General features: G+C 33.0%; 21 protein-coding genes. All 21 read right to left on the minus strand.

All coding sequences use genetic code 11. The features are described from left to right. Positions 1-9: 9 nt before the first annotated feature. Positions 10-570 carry an acyltransferase gene (locus BPMYX0001_RS22865; protein WP_016132434.1) on the minus strand — a complete coding sequence of 187 codons (561 nt, stop codon included), beginning with the start codon at positions 568-570 and terminating at the stop codon, positions 10-12. Between the two features lie 53 nt (positions 571-623). Next, positions 624-1,817, minus strand: coding sequence for a glycosyltransferase (locus BPMYX0001_RS22870; RefSeq protein WP_006096616.1), 1,194 nt, complete (start codon positions 1,815-1,817; stop codon positions 624-626). 12 nt (positions 1,818-1,829) lie between these two features. After that, on the minus strand, positions 1,830-3,020 hold the full coding sequence (locus BPMYX0001_RS22875; RefSeq protein ID WP_003202144.1) for a glycosyltransferase: 1,191 nt from the start codon (positions 3,018-3,020) through the stop codon (positions 1,830-1,832). A 13-nt stretch (positions 3,021-3,033) separates the two neighbouring features. Continuing rightward, the gene (locus BPMYX0001_RS22880; RefSeq protein WP_006096617.1) at positions 3,034-4,194 is read right to left on the minus strand and encodes a polysaccharide pyruvyl transferase family protein; all 1,161 of its coding nucleotides are present in this window, start codon (positions 4,192-4,194) and stop codon (positions 3,034-3,036) included. An 18-nt stretch (positions 4,195-4,212) separates the two neighbouring features. Then, positions 4,213-5,244 (minus strand): glycosyltransferase, encoded by a 1,032-nt coding sequence (locus BPMYX0001_RS22885; protein WP_006096618.1) that lies wholly within the window; start codon positions 5,242-5,244, stop codon positions 4,213-4,215. Between the two features lie 208 nt (positions 5,245-5,452). Next, positions 5,453-6,655 (minus strand): glycosyltransferase, encoded by a 1,203-nt coding sequence (locus BPMYX0001_RS22890; protein WP_033796570.1) that lies wholly within the window; start codon positions 6,653-6,655, stop codon positions 5,453-5,455. Between the two features lie 85 nt (positions 6,656-6,740). Next, a complete protein-coding gene (locus BPMYX0001_RS22895; protein WP_018764959.1) occupies positions 6,741-7,358 on the minus strand; it encodes an acyltransferase in 618 nt (205 codons plus the stop codon). Beyond that, the gene (locus BPMYX0001_RS22900; RefSeq protein ID WP_033799248.1) at positions 7,351-8,118 is read right to left on the minus strand and encodes a glycosyltransferase family 32 protein; all 768 of its coding nucleotides are present in this window, start codon (positions 8,116-8,118) and stop codon (positions 7,351-7,353) included. The genes BPMYX0001_RS22895 and BPMYX0001_RS22900 overlap by 8 nt, the downstream gene beginning before the upstream one ends. A 61-nt stretch (positions 8,119-8,179) precedes the next feature. Next, a complete protein-coding gene (locus tag BPMYX0001_RS22905) occupies positions 8,180-9,247 on the minus strand; it encodes an EpsG family protein (protein ID WP_033799249.1) in 1,068 nt (355 codons plus the stop codon). Positions 9,248-9,399: 152 nt separating this feature from the next. Next, positions 9,400-10,302 (minus strand): glycosyltransferase family 2 protein, encoded by a 903-nt coding sequence (locus BPMYX0001_RS22910; protein ID WP_006096621.1) that lies wholly within the window; start codon positions 10,300-10,302, stop codon positions 9,400-9,402. Between the two features lie 27 nt (positions 10,303-10,329). Continuing rightward, on the minus strand, positions 10,330-11,442 hold the full coding sequence (locus BPMYX0001_RS22915; RefSeq protein WP_033799250.1) for a glycosyltransferase family 1 protein: 1,113 nt from the start codon (positions 11,440-11,442) through the stop codon (positions 10,330-10,332). 11 nt (positions 11,443-11,453) lie between these two features. Beyond that, a complete protein-coding gene (locus BPMYX0001_RS22920) occupies positions 11,454-12,521 on the minus strand; it encodes a glycosyltransferase (protein ID WP_033799251.1) in 1,068 nt (355 codons plus the stop codon). After that, positions 12,484-13,650, minus strand: coding sequence for a glycosyltransferase family 4 protein (locus BPMYX0001_RS22925; protein WP_033799252.1), 1,167 nt, complete (start codon positions 13,648-13,650; stop codon positions 12,484-12,486). The genes BPMYX0001_RS22920 and BPMYX0001_RS22925 overlap by 38 nt, the downstream gene beginning before the upstream one ends. A gap of 111 nt (positions 13,651-13,761) precedes the next feature. Continuing rightward, entirely contained in the window at positions 13,762-15,576 is a 1,815-nt protein-coding gene (locus tag BPMYX0001_RS22930) for a polysaccharide biosynthesis protein (protein ID WP_006096625.1), read from the minus strand. Positions 15,577-15,960: 384 nt separating this feature from the next. After that, positions 15,961-16,620, minus strand: coding sequence for a CpsD/CapB family tyrosine-protein kinase (locus BPMYX0001_RS22935; protein WP_033799253.1), 660 nt, complete (start codon positions 16,618-16,620; stop codon positions 15,961-15,963). After that, the gene (locus tag BPMYX0001_RS22940; protein WP_006096627.1) at positions 16,610-17,308 is read right to left on the minus strand and encodes a YveK family protein; all 699 of its coding nucleotides are present in this window, start codon (positions 17,306-17,308) and stop codon (positions 16,610-16,612) included. Before BPMYX0001_RS22940 ends, BPMYX0001_RS22935 begins: the two co-directional genes overlap by 11 nt. Before the next feature lie 1,043 nt (positions 17,309-18,351). Beyond that, positions 18,352-19,233 carry a UTP--glucose-1-phosphate uridylyltransferase GalU gene (gene galU / locus BPMYX0001_RS22945; protein ID WP_033799254.1) on the minus strand — a complete coding sequence of 294 codons (882 nt, stop codon included), beginning with the start codon at positions 19,231-19,233 and terminating at the stop codon, positions 18,352-18,354. Positions 19,234-19,318: 85 nt separating this feature from the next. Further along, a complete protein-coding gene (tagH, locus tag BPMYX0001_RS22950) occupies positions 19,319-21,004 on the minus strand; it encodes a teichoic acids export ABC transporter ATP-binding subunit TagH (RefSeq protein ID WP_006096629.1) in 1,686 nt (561 codons plus the stop codon). A 15-nt stretch (positions 21,005-21,019) separates the two neighbouring features. Further along, entirely contained in the window at positions 21,020-21,823 is an 804-nt protein-coding gene (locus tag BPMYX0001_RS22955) for an ABC transporter permease (protein WP_033799255.1), read from the minus strand. A gap of 2 nt (positions 21,824-21,825) precedes the next feature. Further along, complete coding sequence (locus BPMYX0001_RS22960) at positions 21,826-23,025, minus strand: CDP-glycerol glycerophosphotransferase family protein (RefSeq protein WP_033799256.1); 1,200 nt, start codon at positions 23,023-23,025, stop codon at positions 21,826-21,828. A gap of 46 nt (positions 23,026-23,071) precedes the next feature. Then, a complete protein-coding gene (locus BPMYX0001_RS22965) occupies positions 23,072-24,079 on the minus strand; it encodes an NAD(P)H-dependent glycerol-3-phosphate dehydrogenase (RefSeq protein WP_006096632.1) in 1,008 nt (335 codons plus the stop codon). Positions 24,080-24,440 lie beyond the last annotated feature (361 nt).

Raw genomic sequence — 24,440 nt, forward strand, 5'->3', positions numbered from 1 at the left:
TTTAAATACTCATTTAACATATCCAACAGTACTACCTAATTCTTCTGACATTTTAGTACACATGTCTGGTGTGATATTCTCACCTATTGTCCAGTTTTTATCATAACGATTTGCTGTCTTTAGATTTAATTTGTGCTTATTGATATAATCCTTTGTTTTCCCTATAATTTTCGCGGGATTTCCTCCAACTATGCACCCTTCAGGAACCGATTTTGTTACTACACTTCCCGCGGCTACAATAGCATTTTTCCCTATTGTAACCCCCGGCATAATTAAAGCCCTTGCCCCTATAAATGCATGGTCTTCTATTTTTACTTTCGCTATTTTTGTATAATCTAAATACCGTTTCGTACTGGCGTCATGTGCAAGGAGATAGACTTGAGGTGCAAATGTAACATTATCACCTATTTCTATTAGCCAACAATGAGCATAGTCAATTGTACTTCCAGCTAATCCACTACAATTTTTCCCTACCTTCATACCTCTTTGCAAACACGCTTCTACCGTTAAATCCTCAAGAGATACCATTCCTAATCTTACCATTAAAGATTTTTTTATCCGATTAAACATAATTGCCTCCAGTGAATGTATTTCATTATTTAACTTATTTTTAAACGCTACACTTAACTGTTCATTAAATTATACAAATGATTCACTTCATCCTCTGTCCCTAATTCTTCTTTCTTGAGATTATCGATAAACTTAATTCTTAATTTTTCTTCTTTTATTAATAACTCAAGATGCTTTGCCACTGACATAGGGTTCATCTCTGCAATTACTCCATTGATATTATTTCTTATATGATTATTAGCTGTCTCAAAATTAGTAATTAATATTGGTTTTGCCAGTATTTTTGCCTCATCTATAGAAATAGATTTACCTTCATATCTGGATGTCTGTATATATATATCTGCTTGCTTTATGTATGGATATGGATTTTCTTTTATACCTAATAAAATTACTCTTTTTTCTAGTTTTTCTTCCCTTATACGTCTTTCAAGTTCTTCTCTTACGTTGCCTTCTCCAATCAAATACCATTTAAGATCGTACCCTTTTTTTACAAGTATATTAAATGCTTCTAAAGAGATATCTAATCCCTTTTCTTTAGCCAATCTTCCTACCGAAATTAATGATATACTTCTATCGTTCTCTTCTTTAAAATCAACTTTCTCTAATGACATTTTCCTTATCATTCTTGAAGAAACTATATTGTGTATACATCCAATTTTCTTTCTATATTCAGGGAAATTATCCCTTAAAATATTAACTAACTCTTCTGATACAGTCACTATATGATCTAGTTTACCAAAATAAAATTTTTCTTTACTATAATCAATCCCTAATTTATTATAATCCGTGTGTATCCATCCAATCTTTTTTTTCGCTTTTACCTTGTCTACACAGAAATATATAGGGTTTTTTTCTTGAAATCCTATCGCTACATCATATTCCTTATTGATTTCATCTATTGATTTCGACATGTATTTCCATATTTTTTGTTCGATTATAGCTCCATTCGTTTCTGTCTTAGCCAGATACCCTAATACTCCTCTAGAAAATGTCGTTTTAAAATCTCCTATTTTCATTAATTCTGTCAAAGACCTTTTTATAGGCATATCAAAATATTTATACTTTATTGGTTCAGGTAATAGAGTGACTTCTTTTGGTAACTTATTTATAAATATTCCTTCATGCTTAAATAAAAATAAATCCACTTTGTATTTAGAATAATCTATAACGCCCAATAAAGAAATTAGGGCTTTTTCAGCCCCACCACAATTTAAATTATTCATTATAAATAATATATTTTTTTTCATGAACCTCACCCATTATAGAATTTCATATAACTTATATATTTCTTCTTCCGTTCCTAATTTCTCTTTCGAAAGGTTATTTACTAATTTTTTTCTTAATTCTGTATCTTTTATAAGCCTCTCAATTCCTTTTGCAATAGCCTCCGGCTTCATATCTACAATTAATCCATTTATTTCATTGTCAATTTGATCTTTCGCGGTACTAAAATCAGTAACAAGTATAGGCTTATTCAATATTTTCGCCTCATCAATTGCTATAGATTTCCCTTCAAATTTAGATGTCTGTGCATAAATATCTGCTTGTTTTATATACGGATAAGGATTAGATTTTAATCCTAACAATTTGAAATTGTTTTCTAATTTATTTGCTTTTATCAAATTAGTCAGTTGTTCTCTTTCCTCGCCCTCGCCTATAATATTCCACTTTACTTTATACCCTTTATCTATTAGTTTCTTACAGGATTCTATAGCCATTTCAAAGCCTTTTTGGTAGTGCAGCCTACCTACTGAAAGTATAATAATTTCATTATCTTTCTTAGTATAAACATCCTTATTTTCCTGGTTAGCCATTTTATGTATCATTGTCGGTGATACAATATTATAAATAACGCTTATCTCATCTTTTTGATTAGGAAATCTGTTTTTTAGGATATTGGCACACTCTTCCGATACTGTAACTATATTGTTTAGCTTTCTGAAGTACAAAGCATCAAAGTTCGAATCCATCCCTAATTTATTATAGTCAATATGTACCCATCCTATTTTCTTATGTGCTTTCACCTTATCTACACAAAAATATGTAGCGGTTTTTTCTAAAAACCCTATAGTAGCATCATACTGTTTCTCAATTTCATTTAAAGACTTAGCGATATATTTCCAGCTGTATTGTTCCTTTATCGATGTATTTTTTCCTGCTCTATTCTTTATGGTGAACATACATCTATTATAGGCTAGCGATATTTCTCCTTTTAATAAAAATGTTTTGACCGATTTAAACAAAGGTAAAGTAAACGTCTTATATGTTTCTGGTATAGGTAAAATTTGTACATCTTTTGGTACAAATTCCATAAATATACCTTCATGGTTAAACAAAAATAAATCTACATTATATAACTGATAATCTATTTGAGATAATAAGTTTACTAGACTCTTTTCTCCACCACCAGCAGATAGACTAGGCATAACAAATAATAAATTTTTTTTCATAATATACCTCGATTTACTTAGCTAATTCTTGTAAGTATTCTACCGCTTTATATGACATTTTTTTAATATTAGGCATAGTTTGCCCTAGTTTGCTCTTCAATTGATCTTCTTCTCTTACCATCTCATCGAATTTAGCTTTTAGTTTATTACTATTAGATATTTCTTCTATATTTAAGACTAATTTCTCTTCTCCAAATAAGTCTTTAGCTATTCCCTTCGATTTTATACTGTATCCCAATACCATAGTTGGAACACAATTTGAGTAAGCCGCTATCGTGGCATGTGTTCTAGCTCCTATAAAGAATCGCATCCTAGCTATATACCCTTTATATTGTATTGCATTTAAATTGTTTGGTAATATAATTACCCTACCTGTATTTTTAAATTCCTCATAATATGTATACAGAACTTCATAATCGTTATTCCCATCCTGCATAACATGCGGTGTGAGAGCAATTGTTGAATCTGTAGTATCTAGTATATGGTTAATTAAATCTCTTACTGCAACTTGTGAATCCTTGTTTCTATTCCATACAAGTGGACTAAAATTAAGACCTATTGTATTGCCATCTTGCCATCCTTTAGGTAATTCCAACTCTTCTTTCTCCATGGTAAATGCAGGATCTGCACACAATTTAACGTTATTAAGTCCCTTGTTTTTCAACATATTATAGGTAAGAGTTTCACGAGCTAATATTAAATCAAACTGTTTTAAGTCTCCTAACTTTCTCTCAGACATATCCTCTTCACCTATAGAACATCCCCATAACACTAACTTCTTTCCTGCTGCTTTTACTTTTTTATTTATTTCATACAATGCAGGCTGTTCCCCGTAACAATAATTATCTCCACCTATAGATAAACATACATCCATATTCTTTATATGTTTAATTATATTATCTTCCATTTTAGCTATTGCATAAGATTCATCATTAAACAATTTTACTTTAAGTAAAGCCATCCACCAATCGTATGAGTACTTCGCTATATTCTTAGTAGAACCATCATATATTCCATCTAACTTTGTTATAATCTTATCTGTTTCAGGCTTACTTGATACCAAATATATCTTTGTTTCATCTACCTTTTCTTTTATGATATTAGTAGAGGAACGAACAATAGCCTCACATCCCCTATTAAGACTTCCACCATGGGCAAACATCATAATTTTCATACTTAAACTCCCTCACTATTATTTATTTCTGAATCTACTGTAAGCTGTAACGCAATACAGCCCAACAGTTGATTGTCTCTTTATTAAATTTATTATTAACCGCTCATATCTTCCTAGCTTGTTATAAATTTCACTATAATATATAGGTAGTGCCTCTCTCACATGTTCATTTCGTATCATACTTTTTACGTATTTATACCGCTTATTGAAACTTACATCTTTAGATGGTGTAAAATAAACATGTATATAGGACATTACACTATTAATAAACTTTATTGACCTTAATTTACTTATTCTTACTCTATCAATTTTATCAGTATATATTTGGGGTAATTCCATAGTATATACTTCTACAGCCCTCTGAAAATAATCTTTTTCGGATATGTTTCTGGTAGCACTACCAGCTACCTCCTTGTAATGGTAACCTACATAATCTACATATTTCATACGAGTTGCACCACTAAAGAATGCAACGTTAAACATTCCATCTTCCCCCAATGCAATTCCGCTTGGGAATTTAACGTTATTTTCTTTAATTAAATTATTTCTATAGATCTTATTTACAACAGTATTTAAATTATCTGCCTTAAGGAAATAAGGTAATACTTCTTGCTCTATATAATCTTTTTCAAGAACAATATCTATAGGAAATGGATATGTTGTAATTACCTTATGCCCTTCCGTCTCGCCCTTAAAATTTGATATAACTACATCACAATTACTTTGTTTTACTGAGTTATATAGTGTTTCATACATATCCTTTTCTATACAATCATCAGCATCAACAAATCCCACATATTCTCCAGCGGCTAAATGTAAGCCCTTATTTCTTGCAATACTTACACCTTGATTTACTTGATTTATAAGTATTATCCTGTCATCTACTTGTTTATATCCCTCAATGATTTCTCTGCTATCGTCTATCGAGCCATCATTAATAAATATAAACTCACACTCTTGGAGTGTCTGATTTAAAAGTGATTCTATGCACCGAGTGATATATTTCCCTGCATTATAAACTGGTATTATTACACTTACTTTTTGGCTCATGCCTAAATCACACCTTTACGAGAAATCTCTTACGCTATCATCATAAATACACCTTTATTGTTGTCTCCTATACTTGATGTATTGATTGTTTAGGCGCCTATAAAGTGAAACTTTAATTAGTTGAACGAATCGGGCTTTTACGGGCAGTTGATCCCCCACCTAACTCCTTTGTTTTCGCCGAACTTTGAGGTGGAGGTCTTACTACCCGTTAATGCGGGATAATTTTATATAGCTTATTCAACTCAGCGTTATTACTGTAATCTCTATCTCGCAAATTATTAATTAATGTTTTCCTCAGTTCATCATCTCTATATAAATTTTCGATGCCTTCGACTAACCCCTCTACACTTGAATCACATATAATGCCCTCAATTCCATCATCCAATTGGCTGGCTGCAGTAGGATAATTAGTTATCAATATAGGCTTTTCAAGGATTTTAGCTTCCGTAACCGTAACTGCCTTTCCCTCATATCTGGACGGTTGAACGTATAAATCACATAACTTCATATACGGATATGGGTTAGTTTGTTTGCCTAATAGTATAAAACTGTCTTCTAACTGTTGTTCCTTTATCAATTCCTTAAGATTAGATTCATCCGATCCGTATCCTATGACATACCATTTTATATTGTTTAACCCCTTATTATGTAATGCTTTAAGGGCTTTTATAGCAACATCAAACCCTTTCGCATATGACAACCTTCCAACCGATAAAATATTAAAAGCACTGTTACTTTGTTTATTAAAACTTACAGTATCTTCAGCCATCTTCTGAATAAATTTGGGTGAAGTAATATTTTCTATTTGTAAAATTTTATCTTTTAGCGATGGATATACAGTTAAAAACGCTTTTGTGCATTCATCTGATATAGATGCTATGTAATCAAATTTATTCCACATAGCAAAGTCAATTTTATTATCAATTTCTAGTGTGCTATAATCTGTGTGAATCCAAGCTATCTTCTTATCAGCACTTACAGTATCAGCTAAAGGATTATGTGGCCATGCGTAACTAATCGCAAAGTCATACTTTTTTTTCTGTTTAGGCAAAAAATATGCTGCATACTTTGACACAAGCTGCATCTGAATATATCCCGAACCTTCCTTTAACTGTCTTTTTTTTGATATTCTCCCTGCCATATACTTACTTATTATTCTTGTGATTCCTGCCCCAAAATATCCTTCACGTATACATTGCACAATTGACTTCCTAAAGACGGTATATCCACCTATCTGTGGTAGTACGTTAACTTTATTAGGTACTAAATTTAAGAACTCTCCAGTATGATTAAATATCAATAAATCTATGTTGTATGTATCATAGTCGAAGCTTTCCAGCATATTAATTAAGCTTCTTTCTACTCCACCAATTTCCATATCATAGATAGAGATTAAAACATTTTTTTTCATACGCTTCCTCACGTTCATGTTTTGTTTTGATGTAAGTAAATGAAAGCAATCGCAGTATATGAATTCATATGGAATAAACTTTTTATTAGCTGCTTAGACTAGTGCGATCAATACACATATTCTCTCTTTTATTCACAAATAACGTATTAGAAGGAATATGCCCTTTTACAACGCTTCCAGCGGCTATTACGGTATTATCACCTATAACAGTATCCTTCAATATAACTACATTAGAACCAATCCAAACATTCTTCCCTATCTTTACCTCACCTTTTACCAGATGGCTATCTGCAGGGTTTTTATAATTATGGTCGTGGTCATTAATACTCACATTTGGCCCTATTTTTGTACTTCTTCCAATCGATATTCTATTTACACAGTTGATATTACAGTTATCATTAATAAATACTTTTTCTTCTATATCTAATACTCCGTCAAAATCCAGTCTAATGCTGGCATTCTTTCTTACAAATACAAACTTTCCAATATTGACTTTTGAACGCTTATTGAAAATCTCAATCTTGCTATTTGCTTGAAGAAAAAAGATTGAACACTTTATATTACGAAAATATATTACTTTATAGAAGGCACCTCTTAATGCACCAATTACATGCGAAATATTCATTAGTATAGTAAAGTACAGTCCTCTATTACGGCTTTCTGCAACTATCGTTTGAACTATTTTCTTGAATACCTTAATCATGTGTATTCTCCTTAAAAGCTTCTTTTCCCATCACATATTTTCTTAGCCTAGCAATGTTATTTCCACCTATGATTTTCGCTAAAATCAATTTTATATTACTCTTGATTCTTACTTTAGGAGGCAACCAACTTTTATAAAAATGATGCATTGCATATGTATTTTCAGTTATAAGTTTTCTGCAATTGATATAATCATATGGAGAAAAATAAGTTTGTGGATAAAAAGCTCCCATACCGCTTATTTCTTGATATTCTCCATTTAATTTCAATCCTGCATTTTTTAGTATATTAGTTACAACCGCCACATTGGTTAAATCATCATGTTTTCCATCCTCTTTGATGAATCCTTTTCCTTCATATGAATCCAAAAACATTTTGATCAACTTATTTCCTTTCATAGCTCCTATAGTACTTGTCGCTATGTAATTTTCTTGTTCAAATCCCCAAAATGAATCATGATGGAGCATATTATCAAAAGGTTTGAATACCTCTACATCGGTATCTAAATAAATACCTCCAAACTTATAAAGAACATATACCCTTACATAATCACTTACAAATGCAAATTTTTTCGAATCATAGGCTTCTTTGACATATAAGTTACATTCTATGTCAAAATTATTTTCATTCCACTCAATAATTTCATATTCTGGGAGGTTCTTCTTCCAGCTATCTATGCATTTTTGTACAATCTCAGGTTTCTCTCTACCACCAAACCAACAATAATGTATGGTTGATGGAATTTTCCTCACGTTCTCCAATTGATACACGCTCCCCCCGATATGCTTAAATTTATACTTAGAAGTAGTGTTACTGAAAAATCTATAAAGATAGATATTTACTTGTATAAATGATACCTAAACTTATTACACTCTCGTAAAAATAATAAATGAGATAACACAATAAAAGTCCGTAATATACGAAATTCCTATCCTTTTTAGAAAATAATACAACAATCCATGAAATTAAAATTAATTGATATAAACTGAAATAAATGGTGAATCTTGCAAATATCCAATTTTGCGTTGAAATAATCATGAACACTAAGCCAATTAAAGACATGTTTACAATGTAATCACTTTTCGGAAAGACTTCTCTTAATTTTTCTCTTCCAAGATATGCAAGAACTATTGGTACAGCACTAACTGCAACACGTAATACATTTGCTCCTCCCTCTGCAAAGTCCTTGTAGTGTCCATACTGAGTTGATTCTAATGCCGAGAACAAAGCTGATGAGAATTGGTTAAACCCAATTACTATAATGACCGAGAAGAACAGCAATACGTACGTATCCCATGCCCAAGCCTTTCTCCTAACCAAAAAATAAATTGGGATTAAAACAAGCGCTGACTTATGAATCATAGCTGCTAAAAGTACAATTAAAATATATTTTTTCCAATTTCCATTAAAAATATATTTTGTGGCCAGAAAGACAATAGATGCTGCTAAAAACTGCCTGATTCCATTCATGGATACTAAATACATTCCACCTGTAATATATACAAATAAGGCTAATTCAAGCATCCGGGAGTATTTATAAAGAGTTATTACAATTAATACATTTGTCACTAAGGCGACAAAAAATACCATTATCTGCGGATCTTTTGAGAAGTGTTGCAGAAACATCTGTAAAAGATCAAACCCAAAATCCCCTGAGAAATCAATATTGCTCCAACTAAATTCATTGTGGGCATAGGAATACATGTAAAAATAAGTATCACCAATATTATTTCTAAGTCCCGATACAATAACAAGCGATGCCATTGCCAAGAAACTAAGCATTTTATTTGGTTGAACTGGAACGATCCCATTGCTCATGCTCTTTGCAGAATATCTTGAAAAAAAAGATAAAATGTAAACTACAAAAAGGTTTATCCATAATATAGTCATTCCATAACTCCTTCCACACAGCAAACAAGCAAGTAACTTAGACATGCAAAAGCACTGAAGAAAATAGATATATTTACACATAAATATATTAACAGATTCATTAGCCAATTATTGCAAGCTTGCACAACAATTACCGGTATACCTTCAGCTTCTTAATGGCGCTTCGAAACGGTTTTATTACTTGTATTCTGTATATAAAGATAGAGAAGAATCCCGAAAGGTATCGCCAGGAAAGTAGTACCCTTACATGGTGATTCTTTAAGAAAAGCATAATTTCTAATCATCAGATTACTAGATACATAATGTATGGATTCTCGAAATCTCTCCTTAAAAGAAGGAGCATACTGCATAGCAACCTTTCTGAAGAATAAAAACCCACGCGGATTTTTCTTATATTGTTTAATCATGTTCATACTCGAACCATCATCTAAATATTCCACATGGCATAAGACTTCATTCATAATAAGTAAAGGACATTGTTGATCAATTAAAATATACTTATAACTGAGCGGACAGTACTTTTCTCCTGAAAATATAGGATATGGCAAAGAATTTCTTGTCAATTCCGAACGATAAACTAGTTTCTTATCGCCTCTGACCCCATGAAGACCATACAAACCTGACAGTGTGGAAGATTTAATATTAGATGGCATTTTAGTTCCAATGATTTCTCCATTCTGTTTCGCATCCAACCCGACTATTCCAGCAAACTTCTTACTTCCATGCGCCTTCCAAAATGAAGCAATCTTTTCAACAGCATCTTCAGCCATATAATCATCCGAGTCTATACACACATTTAATTCTGTATCAATTAATTCATAAGCGGTATTGTGTGCTCCATGCATACCTTGATTTTCTTGGTAATGATAACGAATGGGAACGACATCTTCTACAATCCAAGTATCAATAAGTTCCTTTGTGTTATCATTAGAGCCATCATCAATAATTAACCAAATAAAATCTTTACATTTTTGCCTCTTTAAACTTTCATAACATAAATGAAGGGTATATGCACGATTATATGTAGGCGTAAAAACGGTTAAGAGTGGCGTCATTGCAAACCCTCCTGTATCAAATTTTTATTATTTATAGGCATGTGCATAATAGTAATCTGTCAACCAGTTTGCCATAGTAGCCGTATCATAGCCACTATTTTGCATTACATTTGTTGTATCCTCATGCTCCAATGATGAGGAAAGAATATAATCTGCCCATAATTCCGTTGAACTCTTTAAGCTCATAAATTTCATTCGGTCAGTCAAGTTAGATTCACTAGTAATTGCATCAGACACCACACAATTTAAACCTGCAGCCTGTGCTTCCACTAGTACAACTGGCAAGCCTTCAAAAAGCGAAGGAAAAAGAAAAATATCAAATCCTTGCATCAATTGCGGGATATCGGTTCTAGTTCCTAGAAATCTGACTTTAGAAGACAACCCTAAGTCCGCGACTTTTTTTTCAATGCTTGCACGTAGGGTACCCTCTCCTATGAGAGTCAGTATAGATTCTGGGTTCTTTTTATGTACAGCATGGAAAATATCTATTAAGAATTCATGATTCTTTTGCTTATTAAATCTTCCTACATGCCCTATAACTAACGTATTATCATTTGCCCCAATTTCTTCTCTTACTTTACTTCTTTTACTTTCATTATATTTAAATTCTTCAACATTCACTGCGTTATTTAGAACCGTTACTTCATTAGAATTTGTCTGTTTCTTTCCAAACAACCATTCTCCTGCTTTTTTCGAACATGCAAAATATGCAGTCGGGTTGTCTTTCATCATAAATCTTGCATATAGTCGAAAAGGAAGTTTTATATCAATACCTAAATCACTTAAATGACTATGCGCAATACGGCATGGAACACCTGCATTTTTCGCTGCTCTTAATACAAAACTACTGTTCTCATTGATATGGGAATGTACTACTTTATATTCAGGATTAGTAGCAAAGAACTCTTTGAGTAATTTAAAATAACGGCGATAATTTCCAGGTCGTATCTGTGGCATTCGATAAATCTTCCCGCCAAGCTTCATTATTTCATCATCATAATGTCCCTTATCTGTTCTATGTACCATAAAATCAAATTGAATCTTACTACGATCTATTCTTCGATAATAATTCATCAACATAGTTTCAAGCCCGCCGCGATTCATGACGGTAACTACTTGAAGTATACGAATAGGTTTCAAGAGTACCACTCCTATCTCATCATCTTTCTGAGTGAATCTATTGCCACTAACATAAAATAATACCCTGCGGTAAACCTATATTTTACGCAAAAGTAAAACGCCTTCCAAACAATAGGGAAGTGATTCATCTCTAATTGTTTAAAAGAACGCCTTATCCGATTATCATTTAGTATTTTACTTAATCTGTTAAATTTCGTTAATGGAGATATGCGATTACTTTTACTCATTGTATTTAAGCCAAGTCCGAGCGTATTAAGACAAATACGATTATTTAAGGCTAATCGAAAATTTCCTGATAGCTGCTTATCTTCTAAAAATTGCTCGATTATGTCATAAAGATTAAACCATTGGTTCATCAATTCCGGTTTGTAATTAGACGTGACGGAAGCTGCATTTGTCTTCCAGTAATGATAAAAAGGCTTATTTAAAAAAACAAATTTATCAACATAATAAAATGTCTGTATATTAAATAATGAGTCCTCATTTGTACCAATAAAACTTAAATCCACAAACTGAATCGCGTTTTCTTTAATAACCTCAGAACGATAAAGCTTTGACCAAACAGTTCCCCAAGCATCTAAGAATTCTGGATTTCCTATTTCTTCATTTATAGGACCGATTAAACGTCTCATTACGTTTGCCTTAATTTCTTCGCCTTCATAACAAACTTTTTCAGGAAGATCAAATTTCTTCTCTTTTGAATGACTTCCAAATTCACGAGTATATGTACACATAACAACGTCTGCCTTACCTTGAACTGCTTCCTGATACAAGGTTTCGTACATGTCCATGTCTATCCAATCATCCGGATCAACAAACCCAATATATTCTCCGCTCGCGGTTTGAATACCTGCATTTCTTGCTGAAGAAACACCACCGTTTTCTTTTTCAATCACTATAATTCTTTTATCTTTCTTTGCGTACTCATTAAGTATACCTGCACTCTTATCTGTTGAGCCATCGTTTACCATAATGATTTCGATATCTTCGAGTGTTTGTGACGTTAGGCTGTTTAAACACCTTCCTAATAAAGTTTCAACATTATAGACAGGAACTATTATACTGATTTTCGGTTTCATCTGTTTCCTCCAGAATGTATTTCCCATAAATAGAACTCAATTCAGATTCAACTTGAATAATCGAATATTTATGCATTTTCTTTTTGCTTTCAATACCCATTTTTACAAGTACGTCTTTTGATTTGTTCATCTCTAGTACTCTTAAACCAAACATTTGAGCATCTTGATTGGAAATGATATAGCCATTTACTTTATCCTCTACAAGTTCCAAATGTCCTCTGTTCTCACTTGCAATTATCGGTAACCCACAAGCCATGGCCTCCATAATATTAACCGGCAGACCTTCGCGAAGACTCGATGCAACCGCAATATCGCAGGCGGATAAAATTTTCGAGATATCATTCCGATAACCAAGGAAGTCCACCATTTCAAATACGCCAATTTGTTTAGCCAGATCTTTACAATCCTCTAGTGAGGGACCGTTTCCAGCCAATAGAAGCCTTGCGTTTGGGACACTATCCTTTATTAGAGCCAATGATCGAATCAAAAATTGTTGATTTTTATTTTTATTAAACTCAGCCGCATAGAACATCAAGAAATCAGTGGGCTTATATCCCATCTCACTCCTCAGATAAAGCTTTTGACTCTCATCAGCTGGTTTAAAGTATTCTGTGTCTACTCCCACTCCGTGTACTTGTTCAATTTCAACTGCTTTGAAACGCCGCTGAACAGCCAGATCATAATCCTCTTGATTTATTGTGATCAGACAGTCTGTGTAATTTGCCATTACTTTTTCAATAGGATAATATAATAACCAATTTATTAGCGGGGCACCTTTACAAAAGTGGAATCCGTGAGCAGTATATAAAACCTTTGTTCCATATTTTCTAGCATTTCTTGCTGCCAAACGTGTAAGGGCCCCCCCCATTGGTGTATGGCAATGAATAATTTTATATCCATTTTTATCAATGATAGCTTTCAACTCTTTATAAGCCTTAATGTTCTTGGGCTGCAAAGGGGATCTTTGAATAGAAAGTTCATACTTCTTATCCACGTATGGAAGATCCATGTTGCCGGCAGCAGCAACATGAACTTCCCATCCCTGTTCTTTAAACCATTTCATATACGGCAAGTGAAATGCTTTAAAATGAATATCTACTGTTGCACAGAACAATACTTTATTTCCCACATATATCACCCTACACTCGTTATAATCTGTCTAAACAGCCTGTAACCTGTACATACTTCATTTTTCTAAATAGTAAAATACGTATCTAAACGCACGTATTCAAATCGACATTCACACTATATTTTGCGAAGCTATACGGTTATTTGCCAATGCCAATACCTGTTCTCTCAATTCTAATTTCTCAAAATTAGGGTATGTTTGAATAATTTCTTCAATTTCTTTTATATAAAGATTTGATGTTTTGCCTATGTAAATTTTAGGATGGATTTGTTGCTCATGCACTTCTTCTTTTTTCAACAATTCTTCAAAAAGCTTCTCTCCAGGTCTCATTCCAGTGAACTTTATTTGTATCTCATCTAATGAATGTCCTGATAATGTAATTAAGTTTTTCGCAAGATCCACTATTTTGACAGGATCACCCATATCCAAAATGAATATCTCCCCACCTTTAGCTAATGCCCCAGCCTGTATTACAAGTTTAGATGCTTCTGGAATTGTCATAAAGTAACGAATCATTTTTGGATCAGTGACAGTCACTGGTCCCCCTTGCTTAATTTGCTTTTTGAACAGTGGTATAACACTACCACGGCTTCCTAATACATTTCCAAATCGTACAGCCACAAATTTCGTACTACTTGTTTTGTCTAAGTTTTGGATTACCATTTCAGCAAGCCTTTTTGTCGCTCCCATTACACTCGTAGGATTCACAGCTTTATCTGTAGAAATCATTACAAACGTCTCAACTCCATGCCAACTTGCTGCTGTTGCTACGTTTGTTGTCCCGATCAAATTATTTTTTATCGCTTCTTCAGGATTACGTTCCATTAAGGGTACATGCTTATGTGCAGCAGCATGATAAACAACTTGAGGATGATATTGACTCATGACTGACATCATTTTCATATCATCCTGTACATCAGCAATTTCTGTAGTAAAGATAATATCGGTGTCACTGTATAGCTCTTTTAATTCCATTTCAATGGAATAGATACTATTTTCACCATGACCTAATAAAATCAATTGTTTTGGGTTAAAATGTGCGATTTGACGACAAATTTCAGACCCAATTGAGCCACCTGCACCAGTTACTAAAATAACTTTATTAGTTATAAAATCTGAAATACTTTCAATATCTAATTCAACCGGCTCACGCCCTAATAAATCTTCTACCTGAACATCACGAAATTCATTTACTGAAACCTTTCCAGTCACTAAATCCTCTAACATCGGAAGAATTTGTGTTTTCATTTTTGTCTTAGAACACTCTTGGAAAATCATATTTAATTCTTTCTTACTAAGTGAAGGAATTGCTATGATGATACTGTCGATGCCTAATTTCTGAACAGTAGATTCAATGCGATTCACTCCCCCGACCACTGGTATTCCAAGTATATCCAGTCCGTGTTTCTTTATATTGTCATCAATAAAAGCAACTGGTAGTAATTCTGTTTCATTATTATTCAACAACTGCCGTACAACCATTGTACCTGCAGAACCTGCACCAATAATTAGCGTTCGTTTTTTATTGTCACCCTTTTGGATATAAGCATCTCGGAACATTCGCCATAAAAAACGTGATCCTCCGATCAATAAAACATGGATCATCCAAGTAACAACAAGTAGACGGAAATAAATATCATGGAGTAATATTTTTTGTACTACTGCTGTTGTGATAATAGAAAGTGTAACTGCTTTCAAAATAATGAGTAGTTCGCCTATACTTGCATACTCCCATGCTTTTTTATATAGCTTATAAATAAAAGAAAAAATATGATGGCTAAGAAGCAAGGTCATCGCACTTGCTACAATAGGCAATGTTATAACGTGGAAATCAGCACTTACTAAAAAGCGACTAAAGAAAATCGTGGTTAATACAATTAAGGAATCTACTAAAATTAATAGAAACAATCTTTGATGATACGTCATAATAGGCCCCTCTCTCAATTTTTTGTAACTAATATTTTTATCTATATATCTAACTAAAGATTTAAGGAAGGAAATAAATGACTAACTAATATAAAGTTCCTGTCTACAAGATCCTTCAAAAAGACTTTCTAGACAGAAACTTCAAATAAACACGGGCATTTAACCCTCCCTCACATCACGCTCTTGACGACTAACGTCTAAGGTGTTTTAACCCACAGCATAATCGAGTGCCTCCATTGATAGCGGTAAGGAGACATCACCGTACCATATACTTTTTTTATAGGTGACCTTTCATTCTCTACCGAAGAATGTCCTTCCTCCTTACCCTATGAGCTAAAAAGTACTGTATGAGCATCGTCCGCATAACTGATTTGAATAAAGCTCTTATACCTTTTTATTCAAAATAGCCCCTAGAAACCTACTGTTGCTTAAACCTAACACTCTTTCTGCTTCAACTACCGCTTCACTAGCAGTTTGATTGCAACTTAATACCAACAATACGCCATCACACTGACTAGCTAGTATACTCGTGTCTGTTACTTCCAAAAGAGGTGAAGAGTCAAATAAAATAACGTCATATTGTTCTATTACTTTGTTAATTAAATCTTGCATGGATGGTAAGCTAAGTAGCTCAGCTGGATTTTTAACTTCAGAACCACTTGTTAAAACATGTACATTTTTGATTTCCGTCTGAATTACCGCCTTCTCTAGCGTTACTTTTCCCTCTAGGATATTTGTTAATCCCCATCTATTTTCTATTCCAAAAATTTTATGTAGTTCTGAAGTTCTTAAATCCGCATCAATGACTAAGACCCTTTCATCCTGCTGAGCCATAGAAACCGCCAAATTTGCCACAGTAATGGTTTTTCCTTCCCCATATCCAGGAGAAGTAATTATTATAGTTCTTTTTTTATCTGCTTCAGATACAAACTGAAGATTAGTACGAATTGTTCGATACTCCTCAGCAACCTTCGAATTCGGAGCTGTATGCGCAATTAAATTACTATTATCAAGAGGACGACTTTGTTTTTTATTAAGAATCAAATGTTTTTCCTCCTACCATTACACTTTCTTTCTTACTGTTTTTATCTATTATATTATTTTTTTTCATTTGGGAAACACTTCCTAAAACAGGGATCGGTAGTAACTTTTCAATATCACGTTCCGATTTAATTGTTTCATCAAGGGAATCCAATAAGAAAACGATCCCTATACTCAATATAAATGCGGCAGCCATGGCCAGCTCTATCGTACCTGCATGATTTAAGTTTATTGGCGAAGGGTTTCCTTGTGCGTTTGCTTCTGTTAAAATACGAACACTTCCGAAATTCATAACAGATTTTGCTTCTTCTTTATAAACATTTGCTGTAACATTAGCAATTTGGGCAGCCTGCACTGGATTAGTATCTATAGCTGTTATAGTGACAATCTGTGATTCTTCCACCTTTCCAACACTTATCTGTCCGCTTAATGCGCCTGCTGATTTTTTCAAATTTAGTTGCTGCGCTACTTTTTCTAAAACAACAGGTTCTTTAATCATCACTTTAAGTGTACCCATTGCTTCAGGATTTGCCGGAATAAGGATCCTTGCGGAAGATGAATATAAAGGCGTTTTCATAAAAAAACTGTATATCCCACCAACTAATCCGGCCAATATTGTGATTACTGCCATAATCCAAAATCTTCTTTTTATAATATTAAACAAGCTTTTTAAATTTATTTCCTTCTCCATACTTCCCCTCCACTATTATTTAATTGATTAAAAATGAAGTTACATATATATTGAACAACATCATTTAATTTACATCTGAATATATTTACAAATCACCATCCGAATATACATATTTCCACTTGTTCAAAGATGTACAAAATCACTCCTAATTTTTATTACAATGACTGACCCTAAAGCATGAATAAATCCTCAAAAATCCCTTTATAGTGTTACATTATTTCATGTAACACTATAAAGGAATTAGTGTTAGTATCCTCCACATAGAACATTGCACAGTCTTTTAAACAAAGCCTTACTCTGTAAGTTTTCAACTATATACCTATGTATATTTACTTTTCATAGTTAGGGGAAATCAATCAAAATTATACATATTTATCCTAGCGTTAACACGTATATTTAAATTAACATTTGTATATTTAAATTAATATTTATATATTTAAATTAATATTTATATATTCAATGTAATTTAATGCAAGATAAGAAAATTGAACTTTTCAAGTATAGATTTGATTAACAAAACAAACGTTTCGTTTCATTAATCATAATATACTCATGTATTATTCATTTTAGTTCTTGATAATACCCCCGTCAATATAAATTTATACGTCCAATTCACTCTCTACCTAGAATATCCCATTCAATTATCTTCATATAAATTCACACATAATCTCATAAATAATTATTGCAAGGAAGTAAAGATCGTATAGTCATATGCATATTACCCAATTAAATTCTTGTGACGGTATCTATATGTCCAACAACCGCTTATAAAAGAGTTTAAAAACAATTGTTGAATTATAGAGTTGAGGTCCTCTTATTAAAAAATGAAGCAAAATAGTAGCATACTATAAGTAGCCGATAACCATTTATAAATAAATGAAACAATATTATCCTCTTTTGACGATTAATGAAAGAGAAATAACATTAGAAAGTCCCATTCCAAAACTAACATAGACTTAATTTTTCCCCAACATATTGACTGGAATCTACAAAAACTTATTTCTAATGAAATAGACTTAAGTTCTTTTTTGTATCGTTAAAGCTTAGTTACAAATCATTTCGCTTTCCACTAACTTTTTCATATAATCTAATAGCTCTTTCTTTAACTCTTCATGTTGTAGTGCCATTTCAACAGTTGTTTGAATGAATCCAAGCTTTTCTCCAACATCATAGCGTTTTCCTTCGAAATCATATGCAAATACACGTTGAATTTCATTTAAACGCTGAATCGCATCTGTTAACTGAATTTCTCCGCCTGCTCCAGTTTGTTGATCTTCTAAGAACATAAAGATTTCTGGCGTTAACACGTAACGTCCCATAATCGCTAAATTAGATGGTGCTGTTCCTTTAGCAGGTTTTTCAACAAATTTACTCACTTGATAACTGCGATCCTTTTTCTCTAACGGATCAATAATACCATAGCGATGCGTTTCATTCTCTGGAACAGTTTGAACACCAATTACCGATGATTGTGTATTCTCATATTGATTCATTAATTGGCGTAAGCACGGCGTATCCGCTTGCACAATATCATCACCAAGTAATACTGCAAATGGTTCGTTTCCAATAAATTTACGTGCACACCACACAGCATGTCCTAAACCTTTAGGCTCTTTTTGGCGAATATAATGAATATTGATCTTTGAAGATTCTTGTACTTTTTCAAGAGTTTCATACTTTCCTTTTGATAGTAAGTTTTGTTCTAATTCAAAGGAATGATCGAAATGATCTTCAATTGCACGTTTTCCTTTTCCTGTTACGATAATAATATCTTCAATTCCAGACGCAATTGCCTCTTCCACGATATATTGAATTGTTGGTTTATCAACAATTGGTAACATTTCTTTTGGCATTGCTTTTGTTGCTGGTAGGAAGCGAGTCCCTAATCCAGCTGCTGGAATAATAGCTTTTCTTACTTTTTTCAATGATATTCCTCCTAGTAATATATATTTTTTTATATTTACTTGATTGAACAATTAACAAACACACTTATTACATCAATAATTTTCCTTATTTTAACATATCAGAGATGAATATTTGCTCAATTGTTGAACCATTAGAAGCAAACTTAAAATCAAACTTATCAGATCGATAAATTAATAAAGAACTATCTTCGTTTTTCAATTGTGCTTCACCCAATTGTTCTAACAACGTTGCCTTCAATATATTTACGTTCTTAAGACTTACCTGTTTAACAATCAATTGATTATTATATAAAACATCAATTTCTTTATATTTTGTTAGTACTCCTTCTGGTACTTTTTCTTCATTTTGAGGAATACCTATTATACTAGTAACATCCTCTTTACGCTTACCTAAAAAAGTAAGGGCTTGTTCCAGATTTTGAGAAGTACCTTCTAATTTTTTTATTTTATTTACAACATCCTCATAAGATAATGCATGAGTAAATGGAATTGAGCTTACTATCTCTTCACTAACCCATCCTTCTTCCCCATTATCATAAATAGCCTTCAACCAATTGACCCCAGATTTTTCATCTTTTTTCTGATCCTTTACCACAAAAGGTGTTCCAAATACCATAGTAGCAATCGCTTGTCCCTCTAACGCTGGCACACTTCTCACACGAGCTTTAGCAGAATTTACATACCGAACATCTAAATCAGCTAATGGATTCTTCTCTTGTTTAACAACCTTTGCTTGTCTAGATTGTTCTTTCTTTTGTTCTTTAGCCTGTAAAGGAGAAAAGATATTATCCCTTTGCCAATACGTCAATCCACTTATAGTTGTAATTAGTAATACACCAATTAAGCCAGCAATATACTTACGTTTGATTCGATTATTCTTACTGTGAACATGCGCTCCACTTAATCTAGGTGCATAATTGGAAGCTTCTTTTGGAACCTCTTTTGGAACCTCCTTTGAAGCAATATTTACCTCTGCCAACCCTTTTCCCGCCTGTTTCTCCATTGCTTCTTTTTTGAAGTTTTGCTGCTCTTCTTTACTCATTGCCTTATATTCTTTTAAGAAACTTTCATACTTCGGCATTACTTCCTCAATAGGACCATAGTCTCTAATTTCACCGTATTCAAGCCATAGAGCCTTTGTACAGAATTTTTTCACTTGTCCTAAAGAATGGCTAACAAAAAATATTGTTTTGCCCTGTTCTTTAAATTCATTCATACGGTTTAAACATTTATCAGCAAATGTTTGATCACCTACTGATAAAGCTTCATCAATTACGAGTACATCTGGATTAATACTAACTGAAATCGCGAATCCTAAACGCGATTTCATCCCGCTAGAATATTTTTTTACTGGCATATCAATAAACTTACCTATATCAGCAAAATCAATAATTTCAGGTGTTAACTTTTCAATTTGTGCTTTACTCATTCCCATCATTAAGCATTTAAGCTCAATGTTTTCTCTACCTGACAATTGATTATTAAGACCAGCTGCGATTGCAATAAGTGCGACTTTCCCTTTTATGTCTATACTTCCAGTTGTAGGCGGTGTAATTCCAGCAATCAAATTAGACATTGTAGATTTCCCAGAACCATTTACCCCAACAATACCAATAACATCGCCTTTTTGAGCCTCAAATTCTAAATTTCTTAATGCATAAAAGTCTTCACCAAATCCTCCAGGATACAGAATATCCTTTAATTTCTCAGAGTTTTTGCTATGCATTTTATATTTTTTTGTTACATTATGAAACCTCACTGATTCATTCATTTTTTACAACCCTCATCATAGATAATCTGCAAAGTGCTTTCTAAATTTCACATGTAGCGTTGCACCAATTAACAACGTAACAAGGACAAACGACCAAAAATATAATGTATAATTTAGATCTTGATAAAACCAGCTTGTTCCTAGTAAAGAAGCACGATATCCATCTACAATATAGCAAAATGGATTTAACTGCATAATTTTTTGAAGAAACGATGGTAATTTTTCAGGTGTCCATAATATAGGCGTTAAGTATAGCAACATTCGCATAATTGATTGAACAATCATTTGAACATCTCTCACAATTGTTGCTAACGTTGACGTAATTAAGGAGAGTGAAAATATTAACATAAGGGTAGCAAACATATAATAAACAAGCTGAATATAATGAATAGAAATACCTTGACCCGTTACTAAAAATAAAATTGTCACAATACCGATAAGTATCAAATGCTGATAAAGATTAGACATAATTACAAAGCTTGGGATAACACTCATTGGAAAACTCATCTTCGAAATCATGTTTAACCTTGTATAAATAGACTTAGATGCTTGTAGCATTGCTGGTTGTACAAAAAACCATACAACAAGCCCTGCAGATAACCAATAAACAAATGGTACTCCATTTACTCCTTGACCACCCCGAATCCCAAAGCCGAATACAAACCAATAAATACTTATCTGTATGAGAGGATTCAAAACTTCCCACACAAGTCCTAAATAATTATTATTATTTGCACTTTTTACTTGATAAATAGATAAACGTTGAATTAAATATAGACTGTTTACCTGTTCTTTTAATACCATAATCATTGAGTTCATCTTTACTGTGCCTCTCCGAAGAATATTTTCTCTACTACTCGTTTAGAAGCAAAACCATCTTCTAAATAACAATAATTATTATAGAAGGTATTATATTTCCCTGCAAATTCACCTAAACCTAGAGTTTCGAATCTTAATATTTCCTCAAGCACTTCTTCCGTATTCATCACAACTGGACCAGGAGCTTCTGTCTCTAAGTCAAAATAAAAACCTCTTAACTTATCACGATACGAGTCAATATCATACGTGTAGAAAATGATTGGTCGTTTCAAATTCGCATAGTCAAAAAAGACTGAAGAGTAATCTGTAATTAACAAGTCAGATAGTAAATACAGCTCATTTATATCGACATGCTTAGAGAAATCATACACAAACCCTTTATACGGTTCTAAATCAAACTGTTCTGCAACTAAGTAGTGCATGCGTAACAAAATGATATAATCTGAACCTAATTGTTTCTGCAAAAGATTTAAATCTAATTGTAAATCTAATTTATATCGACCTTTACTATAAAACTGATCGTCTCGCCACGTTGGGGCATATAAAATAATTTTTTTATCTATAGGTAATCCATTCTGTTTCTTTAATGTATCGATTGCCTTAGAATTATTATTTACATATAAGAAATCGTTACGAGGATATCCTGCTTCAACAACAGTTTTTTGAAATTGAAAAGCCCTCTTAAATATTTCAGTCGAATATACATTAGGGGAAAGTAAATAATCCCAGTTTTGTGCTTCACGATGAAAGTTGTCCTTATACTTTTCAGTTGTTGTACCTGGCATATGAACTTCTTTCATATCACCCGCTAATTTCTTAAGAGGTGTACCGTGCCAAGTTTGTATATAAATAGTATGCCTTGGCTTAGGAAGCCAAAGTGGCATTCTACTATTTGTTATCCAATACTGCGCACGTGCCAATAAAATAAACCAACGAATTGAAAATCTTTTTACATATGGGATATTTTCTTTATCAAACTGCGCTGTGTAATTTTTATTTACACTCCAAACCATTTGAAAGTCCATGTCATTTTGTAACATGTATTCATACATAGCTCGTGGATTACAACTATATTGTTTTCCGGAATAACTCTCAAATAAAATTAACTTCCTTTTTGGAGGCAAACAACTACAGAAAAGAAATACTGCCTTACATAGTTTTTTTACAATACGGTGATTTTTTATTCTTCTTATAAATCCCATGTTATTTACACACCTTCTAATTCAGTCGCTTCATACTTACGATACATTAACGCGAAACCTCGCCTTTTCCCGTTCTTCCCATTAATGCGTCTACCTCTTCTTTTGCATTTTTTCCATTAAATAAAACATTATATATCGCAATCGTAATCGGCATTTCAATACTCATTTTTTCAGCTAAATGATATGCTGCCTCAGCTGTACGAACACCTTCTACCACCATGCCCATATTCCCTAATACTTCTTCTAAATTATGACCCTTACCAAGTAAATTTCCAGCTCGCCAATTTCGACTATGAACACTTGTACAAGTCACAATTAAATCACCGACACCTGTTAATCCCGCAAAAGTAAGCGGATTTGCTCCCATCTCACACCCTAATCGTGTAATTTCCGTTAGTCCCCTGGAAATTAACGCTGCTTTTGCGTTATCTCCGTAACCAAGACCATCTGAGATTCCTGCGCCAAGGGCAATAATATTCTTTAGTGCCCCGCCTAATTCAACACCAATCACATCTCGATTTGTATAAACACGGAAATTTGTATTCATAAATAGCTTTTGTGTTTTTTCTGCAGCCTGTAGATGATATGACGCAGCAGTTACAGTAGTAGGATGACGAAGACTTACCTCTTCTGCATGGCTTGGCCCTGAAAGAACAACAACACTTTCTATTAACTCTTTCGGCATCTCTTCTTCAATCATTTCTGAGATACGTTTAAATGATCCTGGTTCAATTCCTTTACTTGCATGGATAATTGTTATCGGTTGTTTTACAACTTCCTTTAGTTGTTGTATTACACTACGAATCGCTTTCGTTGGAACAACTAATAGTACCGTATCTATCCCATCCATTACTTCCTCTAGAGACTCGTATCCTTTTATTGTTTTAGAAAGTTGAATCCCCGGTAAATATGCTTCATTCGTATGCTTCTCATTAATTTCATGGATTTGTTCCGCCTTATTCCCCCAAATCCTTACTTCATGTCCGTTATCCGCAAGAACCATAGATAACGCTGTTCCCCAGCTTCCTGCACCTATGACTGTAATCTGTTTCAAAATAATCCTCCCTCGCCATCTTAACAGCGTTAAAAGCGTTATTATTTACATAAGAAGCTAAGTGACATAAATATAGTTCACTTAGCTTTGAGTTCTTTTACTTAAAATATAATAACTGAGTTATAAATCTTATTTTTCACAAACTAAAACTGGAAATAAGTAAATCTTAATCCATTATTGTTTTTTAAATTTATTAAATAGCACAATCCACTTTTCACTGTAAGCTTCTGAAAAAAAAGATTTAATTCATTCCCATGAGCTTCATAATTTTATCCATTTCAATAGTTAGTTGTAGATTATCTAACATGTATGCCACCTTATTGGCTAACACTGTATATAAAGATTGAATATATACTTTCTT

It is taken from the genome of Bacillus pseudomycoides DSM 12442, from assembly GCF_000161455.1.
GTDB classification, from domain to species: domain Bacteria; phylum Bacillota; class Bacilli; order Bacillales; family Bacillaceae_G; genus Bacillus_A; species Bacillus_A pseudomycoides.